Origin of the sequence: Mesorhizobium sp. BR1-1-6 (genome assembly GCF_020165355.1) — a bacterium.
In the GTDB taxonomy this organism is placed as follows: Bacteria; Pseudomonadota; Alphaproteobacteria; order Rhizobiales; family Rhizobiaceae; genus Mesorhizobium.
The window spans coordinates 61,555-76,074 of the sequence record NZ_JAIUHZ010000015.1 but is presented as its reverse complement, the minus strand read 5'-3'; the positions used below and the strand labels follow the sequence as shown (position 1 = coordinate 76,074).

Sequence of the window (14,520 nt, the reverse complement as noted above, 5' to 3'; positions counted from 1 at the left end):
CTTCTTCGGCCGCCTGAAAAACTAGGCGAATCCAATGGACAACGGGTTAATGGATGGCCGGAAAAAATGTTGCGAAAGCGGCGCCGGAATCACGCTTCCGTTAACCTTATATTTAAAGTTTTACGTATCCCGCGGAATGCATGTTTTCTTTACCCCCCTGTGTCATTACGATACGAGGGGTCCATTTTCAGCCTCCTGCGCGTGGGTGCGACAACCAAAATCATAAGCCCGCGGCAGCTAGTACAGGGTAGCGAAGGCATGGCGAAGAAAACAACGACGACCAGATCTCTGGACAACGATGTGGCCAGGGAACTCGAGAAGGCACTCGATCTCGACCTCAGCGGCGACACCGGCAGCGGCGACCTCGATATAGCGGCCTCGATGGAAGATCTGGAAGCGCAGATATCCCAGGCCGCCGACGAATTGGCGCGCGAGGGACGCAATCAGACGCAGGCACCCGTCGTCAACCAAGCCCAGGCCGCGAATCCCGCGCCAAAGACCAGACCCGCCGAACTGCGCCCCGTCGAAACACGCAATGGCGGTCAGCCCGCCGGCTTCTCGCCGGCCAATGACGATCGTCAGAAGGATTACAAGACGCTTCTGCACAGCCTCAACCGACGCGCCTCGAACACGATCTACTGGGTTATCGCCTTCGTTTCGCTGGCCTGGATCGCCGGCGCGGGCGGATTGGCCAACCTCCTCTTCGGGCCGAGCATCTGGAGGATCCGCACGCTCGACCAGTTCTTCGCCCGTCCCGAACTGATCGGCCTTGCTGTCGCGGCCATCGTGCCGGTCATCCTGTTCTGGGCCTTCGCCGCCATGATTCGCCGCGCGCAGGACATGCGCATCGCCGCCCAGTCGATGACGGAAGTGGCCTTCCGCCTCACCGAGCCGGAAAACATGGCCCAGGATCGCGTCATGATGATCGGCCAGGCCGTCCGCCGCGAGGTGGCCGCCATGGGCGAAGGCATCGAACGCACGCTGGCCCGCGCCGTCGAACTGGAAACGCTGGTCCACAGCGAGGTCAACCAGATCGAGCGCTCCTATTCGGAAAACGAAACCCGCATCCGCTCGCTCGTCGACGGGCTCGGCAGCGAGCGCGAGGCGGTCGTCAGCCATGCGGAGCGGGTTCGCGCTTCGATCGCCGGCGCGCACGACACCCTCAAGGACGAAATCGGCGCTGCCAGCGACCTCATCCGCGACAGCATTCTCAATGCATCGACCAAACTGTCGATGACCATCACCAATTCCGGCGACACGCTTATCGACCGCATCAACGAAAGTTCGCTGTCGATCTTCGATTCGGTGGAAGGACGGCTCGACACCATAACCGACAAGCTTTCGACTTCCGGCGAGGCTTTCGCCAGCCTGCTCGACACGCGCATCGCCAAGCTGACGGACACGACAGACGGCCTGACCCGGTCGTTGACCGACCTGCTCGACGATCGCACCAACGGCATGGTGTCGCTGCTTGGTGGCGCCGCGCGCACACTCAATTCGGAATTCGAGGCCAGCCTCAACGGCATCGAGCGCACGCTCGCCGAGCGCGGCCAGGCGCTGATCAGCGAGTTCCAGACCCGCGCCGAGGCTCTCGACACCGGCACGCAGAAGCTCAACGCAGCACTCGAAGCCCGTGCCCGGCAGATCAACGAAACGCTGGTCGAACGCGCGCGCGAAATCGCCCACACCTTCGCCGAGAGCAAGGACACGCTGACGGCGATGATCGACCAGGGCAAGACCCAGATCGGCGCCGACATGGCCGATATCGTCACATCGACCTCGTCCATGCTCGAAGCGCGCGCCAGCGATTTCGCCGGACGCATGGAAGCGGCGCGCCACGTCGTCTCGCGCTCGTTCGATGCCGATATCCAGCGGCTTGCCGATGCCCGCGTGGGCATAGAGGAAGCGGTCGAAAATCACAGCCGCAGCCTTTCCGAGAGCCGCGAGCGCATGGCGGCCGCGATGCAGGCCGATCTGGCCAAGTTCGCCGAGAGCCGTGCCGGCATCGATGCTGCGGTAACCGACCAGGTGCAGAAGCTGGCCGAAGGCCGCAGCCTGATCGCGCGCGCTCTCGAAGAAGATCTGCGCAAGGTCAACGAATCGCGCGCTGCCATCGACGCTTCGCTCGGCAGCCACCTCGAAAGGCTGGAAGAAGGCCGCAACCGGCTCTCCCAGGCTCTCAACGAAGACTCCGGAAAGCTGGTGCAAGCCCGTACAATCATTGACGAAATGGTTGCTGGACATGTTGGCAAGCTGGCCGAGGGCCGCAACATTCTCTCGCGCGCGCTCGAAACCGACCTCGGCAAGCTCGTGGACACGCGCGCCGACATTGATGGCCTTGTCGCCGGTCAGGTCGAGAAGATCGCCGAGGGCCGCGCGGTACTCGCCAAGGCGCTGGAGAACGACATCGCCGGCATCAAGGACCTCATCGAGGCGCATTCGGCCAAACTGGCGGAAGACCGCTCGCAGCTCGGCCGTTCGCTGGAGGACGATCTGTCCAGCATACGCGGGCTGATCGAAGACCATTCGGGCCGCCTGGCCGAGGATCGCAGCCTGCTGTCGCAGACCCTTGAAGCCGACCTTGCCAAGCTCGCCGAGAGCCGCTCGAGCATCGACGGCCTGGTCGCCGGTCAGGTCGAGAAACTGGCCGAAGGCCGCGATATTCTCAGGCGGGCGCTGGAATCCGACCTCAACGCGATCAAGGGCGTCATATCGAGCCAGTCCGAGAGGCTGGCCGAGGACCGCGGGCAGCTGTCGCGGGTTCTCGAGGCGGACTTGCAGAACGTGAACAGCGTCATTGCCGACCACATGAACAAGCTGGTCCAGGACCGTTCGACCTTGTCGAAAGCGCTTGAGGAGGATCTCGCCAAGCTGGCCGAAAGCCGTTCGAGCATCGACGGGCTGGTGGCCGGCCAGGTCGAGAAGCTGGCCGAAGGCCGCGACATCCTGCGCCGTGCGCTGGAAGCCGATCTCAACACGATCAAGAGCACCGTCGCCGATCAGTCCCAGAAACTGGTCGAAGATCGGGGACAATTCGCCCGGGCGCTCGAAGCCGACCTCGAAAACGTCAACAGTCTCGTCAACAGCCACTCCGAAAGGCTTGTCCAGGATCGTTCGGCGCTGTCGAAGGCACTCGAAGACGATCTGGAAAACGTCAACGGACTGGTCAATAGCCACTCCGAGCGGCTTGTCCAGGAGCGTTCGGTGCTGTCGAAGGCACTCGAAGACGATCTCGCCAAGCTGGCCGAAAGCCGCTCGAGCATCGACGGCCTTGTCGCCGGCCAGGTCGAGAAGCTGGCCGAAGGCCGCGACATCCTCAAGCGCGCGCTGGAGGCCGATCTGCAGAGGCTGTCGGAGAGCCGTGGCGATCTCGACGGCATCATCGCCGGACATGTCGGCAAGCTGGCCGAAGGCCGCGACGTGCTGAGCCGCGCGCTGGAAGACGATCTCGGCAGGCTCGCCGAGACCCGCAAGGACATCGATCGTTCGCTGTCGGGTCACATCGACCAGATCGCGGCCAGGAGCACCGACATCTCCGCTGCGATCGCCGCCGACGTGGACAAGATCGAGCAGGCGTTCAGTCGCCAGACCGGCATCATCGAGGAGCGTGCGGGCACCATGGAGCGTGCGCTGTCGACAGGCGTCGACAATGTGCGCAACGTGCTCGAGAAGAGCGCCGTCTTCGTGGCCGGCGCCTTGCGCGAGAAGGTCCTGGAAGTCACCAGCGTCCTGCATGAGCAGGCGGGCCAAGCCTTCTCCGATGCGGATCGCAAGATCGCCGAGCGCGCCGAGCAGACCTCGGCTGCCCTGCTGGCCCGGGCCGAAGACATCGCCCGCACCTTCGAGGAGGCGGATCGCCGTCTCCACGCCCGTGCGGAAGACACGTCGAGCGCCTTGCTTGCCCGCGCGGACGATGCGTCCAGTTCCTTGCTGGCGCGAGCCCATGAAACCGCCGATCAGCTTGCCGCCCGTGCGAGCGAAATCGCCGGCACGTTCGACGCGGCCGACCAGAAGCTGGCCGCCCGCGCCCAGGAGACCGCCGACCAGTTGGCGGCTCGGGTGAGCGAGATTGCCGGCACCTTCGACGCGGCCGACCAGAAGCTGGTTGCCCGGGCCGTCGAAACGGCACAGTCGCTGGCCGCGCGCGCCGGCGATATCCTGCGCAATTTCGAAGGCGCCGATCAGCGGCTCGGCATGCGCATCGGCGAATCGGCCGAAGCTCTTGCCGCGCGTGCAGCGGATCTCGGCCGCATCTTCGATGCCGCCGACCAGCACCTGGTCTCGCGCATCGCCGAAGGTTCGGAAGCGCTGTCAGGCCGCGCCTCCGAAATCGCCCGCATCTTCGATGATGCGGACAACCGACTGGTTTCCCGCATCGCCGCCAGCACCTCGACCATCGGCGAACATGCTGAGAGCATCGTCGGCGCCTTCACCAGCACAGAGCAGAGGGTCGCCGACCGTGCGCGCCAGACCGGCCAGGAGCTGGCCGCGCATGCCCGTGAAATCGAGCAGGCGCTCGCCGGCGCCGACGAGCGGCTCGCATCGACCGCGGCAACGGCTGCTGCCCGCGTCGAAGAGCAGATCGCCAGCGTCGAGAACCGGCTCGCCCATACCGCCGAGACGATGGGCCAGAAGCTCAACGAGCAGGTGTCGAGCGCCGAGGCGCAACTCGTGTCGCGCGCCAATGTCATCGCGGAGACCTTTACCGCGGTCGGCCAGCATATCGGCCAGAGCACCAACGACGCCGCCAAGACGATCGGCGCCAACACCCGCGAGCTCAACACCATGCTTGCGGCACGGTCGGCGGAGATGTCGAAGATCCTCGACGAGACCGCGCGGCCGCTGGTCGAGCGTTTCGCCCAGGGCGGCTCGGAACTGCAAAAGAGCATGGAAGAGGTCACCGAACGTGCCGCCGAGAAGCTGCGCAGCGAAAACGCAGCCCTCGTCAACGCGCTCGCCAGCCGCACCGCCGAGACCCTTTCGGCGGTCGAAGGTGCCCGCTCGTCGCTATCCGACAGTGTCGCCGACCTGATCGGCCGAATGACCACGTCGAGCGCGCAGCTCGGTCAGCTGATCGAACAGGCCGCGGCCAATCTCGGCCAGGTCGACGAACGCCTGACCGGCAGCACGCAAAGCTTCGCGGCAACCACCGAGAAAGCGGCGCAGACCTTCGCCAGCTCGGCAAGGCTGGTCGATTCGAACACGACAAGGCTGACGGAACTGTCGTCGTCGACCTTGCGCGAGGTCGCGTCGATCGCCACCAAGTTCGATGAACACAGCCGCCTGCTCGCCGGTGCTTCGGACCTCCTGAGCTCGGCCCAGAGCAACCTCGAACACACGCTAGAAAGGCAGTCTTCACTCGAGGATCTCGCTGTCGGCCTGGTCAAGAAGTCGGAGGATCTCGAAAGGGTCATGCGCTCGTTCGAGAATCTGGTCGGCCAGACGCTGCAAAATGCGGAAGGCAGGACGCTGGAATCGGCCGACAAGATCCGCAACGCCATCACCGACGTCGTCGATTCGGCAACCAAGCGCTTCTCCGACGCGACCGAGGAGATGCGCCGCACCGCCGGCGCCATCAAGAGCGAGCTCGACCTCACCCGCGCCGAGCTCAAGAAAGGCGTCATCGAGATGCCGGAAGAGGCCAAGGAATCGACATCGGCCATCCGCCGCGCGGTTTCCGAGCAGATCAACGCCCTGAAGGAGCTTTCGGACATCGTTGCGAAGTCCGGCCGCAGTGGTGGAGAGCCCTCGGAATCTCGCAATTTGCGCCCGGCGCCGCAAGCCCCGGCAGAGCCGCCGCGCCGCGCTCCCGCGCCACAGCCGGAACTTCGCGCGCCGCAGGCGCCGTCGGGCGGCACCTCGCTACGCGGCACGCTTGACCTGGAGCGCCCCGCCGACACGGCGCCGCGCCAGCGTTCCGACGCCGGCGCCCGCACGCAACAGGGCGGCTGGGTGCGCGATCTCCTGAGCGGGGCGTCACGCGAGGACGAAGCCAAGCCTGCAACACCCGCCGAAGCACCGCGCGCCGCCCCTGCCCAGCGTTCGCCGCTTCACGTCGTGGAATCGCTGAACTCGCTGTCCGTCGACATCGCACGGGCCATCGATCACGATGCGTCGATCGAACTGTGGAACCGGTACCGGCGCGGCGAGCGTGACGTGTTCACGCGGCGGCTCTATACGCTGAAGGGGCAGCAGACGTTCGACGAGATCCGTCGCAAGTACCAGACGGAGGCAGAGTTCCGCGCCGCCGTCGACCGCTATTGCGATGATTTCGAGAAGCTGCTGAAGGACGTGTCGCGCAACGACCGCGACAACATCATGGCGCAGACCTACCTGACCTCGGATACAGGCAAGGTCTACACCATGCTGGCCCACGCCAGCGGCCGCCTGCACTAGGCAGCGGCAGACAGCCAATGAAAAAAGGCGGGGGACTTGTCTCCCGCCTTTTGGCTTGGAAGGGTGGACGTCGCATCCGGAACTGGATCTCTGACTTGTGAAGTCGGCGATCATATTCGACTGCGAGTTTCTTTGCCTTGAGGGCTCGCAACGCAGATTCTGGTGCGCGGCCCACGATCCCGACCCGGTCATCGCGCAGATCGGCGCGGTCAGGCTTGGGCTCGAAGACGACTTTCCCGTCCTGGGCACGCACAAGGCCTATGTCAGACCGATCGACCGGTTTGGCAGGAGATACGCGCTCGACCCTTTCTTCACCGAACTGACTGGCATCACAGAAGAAAAGCTGGAGATCGAGGGGGTCGCGCTAGGAGAAGCCCTTGTTGACGTCGATCGTTTCTCCAATGGGGCGCGATTTTGGTCCTGGGGCAAGGACGAACTGAACATGATAGCCATCAGCTGCAGGCATCCCCGCTTCCATCCCGGCCGCCCGTTTTGACAATGCCGTAAAGCTGCTGATCTCGGCCGGGATGCCGATCGAGGACCTGGCAAGGACGCCGAGCAACAAGCTTGCCGACTATTATGGCGTTCAACACCCGCCATTGCAGGGACACGATGCGCTCGATGACGCGCTGTCCGTAACCTACACCCTGCAGCACCTGATGAAGGCCGGAAAGCTGCGGCCGGACGCCTTCGACCGCTTGTAGCCTGGTGGCTGGCGCCCGCCCGGGATCGCCGCTCAGACCGCCGAATCGGTCCAGCGCACGATCTGTTTGGCCGCGTCGCCGAAGGCAGCATCGAGCGCGTCGACATAGCCTTGGTTGCCGCTGCCCGAGACGGGCGCGGTCGCCGTAAAGCTCTTGGACGCACGCACCTCGCCGTTGCGGTCGTTGAGGATGCGCACGAACAGGTCGACCTCGGCATGATCGCCGCCGTCGACACGGACTTCGAACGAACGGATCTCGACGATGACCTGGTAGTCGATCGCCAGCCCCTCGCCCGGCTTGCCCACGCCGGCGAAGCTGCCCGAGCGCTGGAACGTCTCGGCCAGGCGTGCCTGCACGATCAGCGGCAGCCGGTCCGCCCATTGCGCGCCCTTGAGGTACTGGATCGAGCGTGGGGACGGCTTTATGACGATGTTCTGGCTGTCCAGCGCCTTGAGCGCGGACGGCTGGGCGATCAGGATCTGGCGACGGCTGTGGCCATGCGCCTCGACCGACGGCGCCGACAGTTCGAACGTGTCAAGCGGCGCAGGCCCGCCGCCCGGCAGCGCGGCACAACCGGCAAGGGTCAAGGCAAGCAAGGCCACGCCCGATCTGAACACAATCGTCGACTTCACGCGCGATCCCTGCTGTCCCCGGCCTCACTATCCCTGGATTGTAAAAACAACCCGCGGATGCAGACACTGTTTCTGGGGCGAGCCGAGACCGAAGTCAACGCCGCGCCCTGCCATCATACTGCCGAACCTCGCCCTCGCCGCCCGACAGGATGCGCTGCGGATTGCGGCTGAGGTCGGTAACCGCCTCCTCGATGCGGCTGATCGAACGGCGGCTGTCCTGAACCAGCGCCTCGACATTCGAAAGGCCCTGGCCGGAAAACCGGGCTATATTGTCTGTGATGACGCCAAGCCGCGAATTCAGCGTATCGGCAACCTGCTTGAACGACCTCAGCGTGTCCCTGGCGTCCGCCATCACGCCGTCCGCCTGGCCCGAGCCGAGCAGCTTGTCGACCTTGGCCAGGATGCCGTCGACGCGCACCGAGGCGTCGTTGAGCCGCTGCGCGAGCTGCCTCGCATCCTTGATCGTCTCGTCTATGTCGTCCGCCCTGTTCGCGAATTTGCCGGTCACCTTGGCGATGTCCGAGGCCGCCTTGTCGGCGCTTTCGCTTGCCTTCTGGATGTTGGCCAGAGCCGTGCGCACTTGCGCCGGATCGATGCCGTCGAGCACGCCGTCGACCTTGGCCAGCGTACCTTGCGTCTGCTTGGCGAAATCATTGACCGATCCCACGGCCGTATCGACATTCCTGATCACGCCATCGAGCTGTTTGGACGTTTCCTTGAGGTTGCCGGTCACCGTATCGACATTGGCGACGATGCTCTTGATCTTGTCCTTGTCGACGGCATTGAGCAGCCCTTCGGCCGCCTTCAGCGTGCCGTCGAGCTTGCCCGAGACGCCCTTCAGCTCATCGGACAGCGCGCTGACCGCGGACAGGAACTTGTCGACGCCATCGGAATTCCTGGCCAGCGCGTCGGAGAACGTCTGCACATTCTGCACGGTCTGCGTCAGCGGCCCGCGCACATCCTTGGTGAACCCCTCCAGCTGCGTCAGCACCGTGTCGGCGCGCGTGAAGATGTTCTGCGCCGTCTGCAAAAGATTGGTCACCGCCGACGGGTTGGCCACGATCTCGGCGACCTTGCCTTCCTTTTCGGCCTGGTCGAGAAGTTTTACTTCCTTGGGGTCGGCCCCTTTGAGTTCGATATTGGCCTGTCCGGTCAGTCCGGCCAGGCCGATATCGGCCTGCGTCGATTTGGTGATCGGCGTCATGCGGTCGATCTCGGTGTCGGCGATGGCGACCGTCGGATTGTCGACATCGATATAGACGCGCCTGACGTCGCCGACCTTGACGCCGTTGAACAGCACGAAGCTGCCGCGGCCAAGTCCGGAAGCCGAGCCCGGGATACGCACGCGCAACAACGTGGTCTCGCCTTTGTCGCCGATCGCCGCCGTCCAATAGACGAAGCCGAACGCCGCCAGGATCGCCACCAGCGTGAAGATGCCGACAATAACGTAGTTGGCTCTGGTTTCCATTGCTTCACTTATGGCTATGCGCGCGCGGCAAGATCAAGTTGCCGGGCTCGTTTTCCGCGGAAATACGATTTTACCCACGGTTCTTCACTCTTCAGCATGTCGTCGATGGTGCCTTCGACCAGCACTTTCTTCTTGCCGAGCACGGCGACGCGGTCGCAGGCGGTGAAAAGCGTGTCGAGATCGTGGGTCACCATGTAGACGGTCAGGTCCATCGTATCCCGCAGCTTGACCACCAGCTCGTCGAATTCCGCCGCGCTGATCGGATCGAGGCCCGAGGTCGGCTCGTCGAGGAAGACGATGTCGGGATCGAGCGCCAGCGCGCGAGCCAGTGCCGCGCGCTTGATCATGCCGCCCGACAGCTCGGACGGGAATTTCTGCGCCGCGTCCGGCGGCAGCCCGACCAGTTCGACCTTGAGCATCGCCAGTTCGTCCATCAGCTTGCGCGGCAGGTCGAGATATTCGCGCATCGGCACCTGGACGTTTTCCAGCACCGTCAGCGCCGAGAACAGCGCGCCGTGCTGGAACAGCACCCCAAGGCGCATGTCGATGCGCAGCCGTTCGGCATCGTCGGCCTTTTCGATATCCACGCCGAACAGCTTGATCGTGCCGGACTGCTTGCGCGTCAAACCAAGGATGGTGCGCAGCAGAACTGATTTGCCGGCGCCCGAAGCGCCGACGAAACCGAGGATCTCGCCGCGCCAGATATCGAGCGACAGTTTGTCGAGGATCAGGTTGTCGCCGAAGGAAACGGTGATGTCATGCGCCGAAAGCACGACCTCGCTGTCATCCGCGCCCTCCTTGGCCCTGGTCTCGATGCCGTTTCCCATCGCCATTTCAGAACTCGATCGCTGCATAGAACATGGCGAAAAGCCCGTCGAGGATGATGACGACGAAGATCGATTTCACCACCGAGGCGGTCACGTGCTGACCAAGCGATTCGGCGCTGCCGCCGACCTTCATGCCCTCGACCGAGGCGATGGTGCCGATGATCATGGCCATGAACGGCGCCTTGATCAGGCCGGCGAAAATGGTGCTGAGGTCGATGGCGACGCGCAGCCGGTCGATGAAGGCGGCGGGTGCGATGTCGGAATAGAGCCAAGCCGCGAGAATACCGCCACCGAGTGCGGCAAAATTGGCGATGATGGTCAGGCAAGGCAGGGCGATCACCAGCGCAACCAGGCGCGGAAAGACCAGCACGCCGATGGGGTTGAGCCCGATGACCTTCAGCGCATCCACTTCCTCGCGCATCTTCATCGAGCCAATTTCGGCGGTGATGGCGCTGCCCGAGCGGCCGGCGATCATGATTGCCGTCATCAGCACGCCGAGTTCGCGCAGGATCAGCACGCCGACGAGGTCGACGACGAAGATGTCGGCGCCGAAATAGCTGAGCTGGTAGGCGCCCTGCTGGGCAACGATGGCGCCGACGATCGCCGACATCAGCACCACCACCGGAATGGCTCCGACGCCCATGCGGTCGATCTGGTTGAAGATCGCCGCCGGATTGACGGCATGGCCGCGGCCGAGCTTCATCTGCGCGCCACGGATCGTGGCGCCCAGTATGTTCATCGAGGCGAGAAAATCGTCGCGCATTTCGTAGACGCGGCGGCCGACCGCCTCCAGCGTGCGAATGACGATGTTGGGCGGCCCGACCGGCCCCGATTCGGGCTCGCGCCGCACCGCATCGCCGACCGCGCCGAGCAGGATCGAGGCGACGTCGCTCTGGCCCTGCAGCCTGACCTCGACACCTTTCTTCTCGAAAGCGCTGACCAGGCGGTCGATCAGCCAGGCGCCGGCGGTGTCGATCTTCTCGATGTGCGAAAGATCGAGCGCCAAAGTCTTGAAACCGCTCCGTTTCTCGATTTTGCGCATCTCTGCGTCGATCGCGGCCACGGTGCGCGTCGTCCAGATTCCCGAGAAGGCGCAGCCGAGAACGCCTGCTTCCTCACCGACCGACACGCGCGGTTCGTGGTCAGCCTCCGAGGCGGTCTTGCCGCTTGCGTCGCGCTTGCCGATGGTCAACATGGCGTCCTGTTTAGCCTGACGGGTCCGGCCTTGTCGATTTGCCGACGACCCTTCTCGCACAGCCGGAGCAGAAAATTATGGCGCGTGTCATTTCGGTCGAGGCCGAGCGTTTTCCAATCGCCGGCACCTTCACCATTTCGCGTGGTTCGAAGACCGAAGCCGAAGTGATCACCTGCACGATCAGCGAAGGCGATTACACGGGCCGTGGCGAATGCGTGCCGTACAAACGCTATGGCGAGACCATGGACGGGGTTCGCGCCGCGATAGAGGCCATGCGCGGGCAAATCTCTGCTGGCATGGACCGGACAGCCCTGCTCGGCGCCATGCCGGCAGGCGCGGCGCGCAACGCCATCGATTGCGCCTTGTGGGACCTGGAAGCCAAGATCAGCGGCAAGGCGGTGGCGGACGTAGTCTGGCCGGCTCCTTTGCATCAGCTCGAGACGGCCTACACGCTGTCGCTGGGCGAACCCGAGGCGATGGCGGCGCAGGCCCGTGCCAACGCGGCGCGCCCGCTGCTCAAAGTCAAGATCGGCGGCGACAACGACATTGCGCGCATCCGCGCGGTCCGGCAGGCCGCGCCCGGCAGCCGCATCATCCTCGACGCCAACGAGGGCTGGAACGACGACACCATCGCCGCGAACCTCGCCTTTGCCGCCGAGCAAGGCATCGCGCTTATCGAACAGCCGCTGCCGGCGGGCCATGACGGCATCCTGCGCCACATCGCGCATCCGGTGCCGATCTGCGCGGACGAGAGCGTGCATGAGGCGGGGGATCTGGCCGCGCTCGCCGGTCTCTACGATGCCGTCAACATCAAGCTCGACAAGTCGGGCGGGCTGACGGCGGCGCTCGTGCTGCGCGACCGCGCCCGCGAACTGGGTTTCGGCGTCATGGTCGGCTGCATGGTCGGCACGTCGCTGGCGATGGCGCCGGCGGTGCTGCTCGCCCAGGACGCCGATTTCGTCGACCTCGACGGACCGCTGCTGCTTGCGCGGGATCGTGTGCCCGGCCTCGCCTATGAGGGATCCTTGGTTTCACCGCCCGATCCGGCGCTTTGGGGCTGAGCGCGCCGCGAGTCCGACCAGCACCAGGCCGATGATCGCGATCGGGATCATGGCCAGGAAGCCGTCGACCCCGAAACGGTCGTAGAGCGGGCCGGAGGCGAGCGTCACGGCGGCCATGAAGAAGCCGTTGAAGAAATAGGCGACGCCCTGTGCGGCACCGGTGCGCTCTTCCGAGACCGTTTCGCCGATCATTTTCTGCAGGCCGATCAGCACCATGGCCACCGACACCGAATGCAGGGTCTGGACGCCGAAAAACCCGGCGACGCCGAGGCCAAGCGGCCAGATCAGCGGAAAGGCGATCCAGCGCACGACCGCGCCGATGCCGGCAATCACCATCACCCTGACGACCGACACGGAGGCGAATATGCGGTTGAAAAACACGAACATGCAGACTTCGGCCACCACGCCCCACGCCCACAGAAGCCCGACGACGGTGTCGCCGATGCCGATCGACTTCCAGTAGATCGACACGAAGCCGTAAAGGAAGGCGTGGCTGGCGGTGAGGATGCCGACACCCAGGGTGAAATAGACGAAATAGGCATTGAAGAGACTTGGTGCCGAGTGCTGGATCTCCGCGGCCGAAAGCGGTGAGGCAAGGCGCGGCCGGCCAAGACGCGGCGCAAGCAGCGCGGCAAAGAGCGCGGCACCCAGTGCCGCGAAAATGATCGCCGGGACGGCTTGCGCCCCTGCCGCGGTCAGGATGAAACCACCGGCCACGTTGGCGCAGAGATACGAGATCGAACCCCACTTGCGCATGCTGGTGTAGTTGGAGCCGAAGCGGCGCACGCCCGAAAGCGCGAGCGAATCGGCCATCGGCGAATGCGGTGTCCATACGATCGTCAGCGCCAGCGACACCGCAAGCACGACGGCGTAGGAGGCCGGCAGAAAATAGCCGGCGGAAATGATCATCGATGCCGCGACGAGCGCGATATAGACGTCGGCGCGGTCCCTCGCCCGGTCCGCGAGCGCGGTGAGCAGCGGCGTCGTCACGACGCGCAGGAACATCGGAGCCGCCAGGATGACGGCGATCTGCTCGGCGTGAAAACCTTTCGCCTGCAGCCACAGCGGGAAGTAGGGCAGATGCGTGCCCTGCGACACGAACAATGTCGCGAAGATCAGGCTCATGCGCAGTTCGAAATGGCGAGGCTTGACGAGCTGTTCGGGTGAAAGCGGCGGCAGCGGCATGAATCGATCCAATAACGCTGCCGTCCACGAACGGCGAGCAGTGTGGATTGACCCTTAACATGAGGAAAAACCGGACGAAACCGATTGGCCTAATCGATTAACACCGGAATCTGTGCCTGGCACCCGCAGTCAGGCGGCCTGCACCACCCGGTCCTCGATCAGCATCGGGATGAATGGTTCGTCCGGCGCCTCGGGCAAGACATGCGCCCAGGTCAGGATTTCCATCCGGCCGTCGAAATGTTCGACCACCGCCGTGCAGCTTTCCACCCAGTCGCCGGTGTTGATGTACTGAACGTCGCCATAGCTTTCGATCGCGGCATGATGGATATGGCCGCATATGACGCCGTCGACATGCGAGCGCCGCGCCTCGTCGCTGAGTACCGTCTGGAACGAGCCGATGAAATTCACCGCCTTCTTGACCTTGACCTTGGCCCAGGACGAAAACGACCAGTAAGGCAGGCCGAGCAGCTGGCGCAGCCGGGTGATCACACGGTTGACCTGCATGGCGGCGTCGTAGGCATGGTCGCCGAGATAGGCGAGCCAGCGCTGATTGTGCACGACCGTGTCGAACTGGTCGCCATGAATAACGAGCAGCCGCCTGCCGTCGGCGGTTTCGTGAATGGCGCGGTCGGCTACGACGATGCCGCCGAAATGCACGCCCTGGAACTGGCGAGCGAATTCGTCGTGGTTGCCGGCGATGTAGGTGATGGTGGCGCCCTTGCGCGCCTTGCGCAGCAATTTCTGCACGACGTCATTGTGGCTCTGCGGCCAGTGCCAACTGCGCCTCAGGCGCCAGCCATCGACGATATCGCCGACGAGATAAATGATGTCGGCATCGTGATGTCTAAGGAAATCGATCAGGAAATCGGCCTTTGCCGCCTTCGACCCGAGATGGACGTCGGAGATGAACATGCTGCGGAACGTGCGGGGCTCTTGGCCGGACATCGCGAATTCACCGTTGCTTTCGCGAGCCTATGCCCCGATTCATGCAACAACCGTATGACGGTTGCGATTGGTCCAGCCCAAGAGCTAGCCTGCCGGCGAATCACAGG

At 64.2% G+C, this 14,520-nt stretch carries 8 protein-coding genes and 1 pseudogene; 3 read left to right on the top strand and 6 right to left on the bottom strand.

The window, feature by feature from the left end; translation table 11 throughout:
* The first annotated feature begins 258 nt into the window (after nucleotides 1–258).
* Nucleotides 259–6,396 carry a kinesin gene (locus LB545_RS23160; protein ID WP_224705900.1) on the top strand — a complete coding sequence of 2,046 codons (6,138 nt, stop codon included), beginning with the start codon at nucleotides 259–261 and terminating at the stop codon, nucleotides 6,394–6,396.
* Between the two features lie 97 nt (nucleotides 6,397–6,493).
* Nucleotides 6,494–7,100 (top strand): annotated as a pseudogene (locus LB545_RS23155) (3'-5' exonuclease).
* 32 nt (nucleotides 7,101–7,132) lie between these two features.
* On the opposite strand, the gene LB545_RS23150 reads toward LB545_RS23155, so the two are convergent.
* The 4 genes from LB545_RS23150 to LB545_RS23135 all read right to left on the bottom strand — a co-directional run bounded on the left by LB545_RS23150 (nucleotide 7,133) and on the right by LB545_RS23135 (nucleotide 11,222).
* Nucleotides 7,133–7,732 carry an ABC-type transport auxiliary lipoprotein family protein gene (locus LB545_RS23150; RefSeq protein WP_224705899.1) on the bottom strand — a complete coding sequence of 200 codons (600 nt, stop codon included), beginning with the start codon at nucleotides 7,730–7,732 and terminating at the stop codon, nucleotides 7,133–7,135.
* Nucleotides 7,733–7,826: 94 nt separating this feature from the next.
* Nucleotides 7,827–9,200: an MCE family protein gene (locus tag LB545_RS23145; protein ID WP_140498920.1), complete on the bottom strand. Its 1,374-nt coding sequence runs from the start codon at nucleotides 9,198–9,200 to the stop codon at nucleotides 7,827–7,829.
* Nucleotides 9,201–9,214: 14 nt separating this feature from the next.
* Nucleotides 9,215–10,033, bottom strand: a complete 819-nt coding sequence (locus LB545_RS23140; protein ID WP_140498922.1) for an ABC transporter ATP-binding protein — start codon at nucleotides 10,031–10,033, stop codon at nucleotides 9,215–9,217.
* 1 nt (nucleotide 10,034) lies between these two features.
* Nucleotides 10,035–11,222, bottom strand: a complete 1,188-nt coding sequence (locus LB545_RS23135) for an ABC transporter permease (RefSeq protein WP_140525381.1) — start codon at nucleotides 11,220–11,222, stop codon at nucleotides 10,035–10,037.
* A gap of 77 nt (nucleotides 11,223–11,299) precedes the next feature.
* Here LB545_RS23135 and dgcA point away from each other — a divergent pair, with 77 nt between their 5' ends.
* Nucleotides 11,300–12,283, top strand: a complete 984-nt coding sequence (gene dgcA, locus LB545_RS23130; protein WP_140498926.1) for an N-acetyl-D-Glu racemase DgcA — start codon at nucleotides 11,300–11,302, stop codon at nucleotides 12,281–12,283.
* Here dgcA and LB545_RS23125 read toward each other — a convergent pair.
* Together LB545_RS23125 and LB545_RS23120 are read right to left on the bottom strand one after the other, a co-directional pair.
* Nucleotides 12,254–13,468, bottom strand: coding sequence for an MFS transporter (locus LB545_RS23125; protein WP_140498927.1), 1,215 nt, complete (start codon nucleotides 13,466–13,468; stop codon nucleotides 12,254–12,256). The two genes, dgcA and LB545_RS23125, sit on opposite strands and share 30 nt — an antisense overlap.
* 129 nt (nucleotides 13,469–13,597) lie before the next feature.
* A complete protein-coding gene (locus LB545_RS23120; protein ID WP_181169947.1) occupies nucleotides 13,598–14,380 on the bottom strand; it encodes a UDP-2,3-diacylglucosamine diphosphatase in 783 nt (260 codons plus the stop codon).
* Nucleotides 14,381–14,520 lie beyond the last annotated feature (140 nt).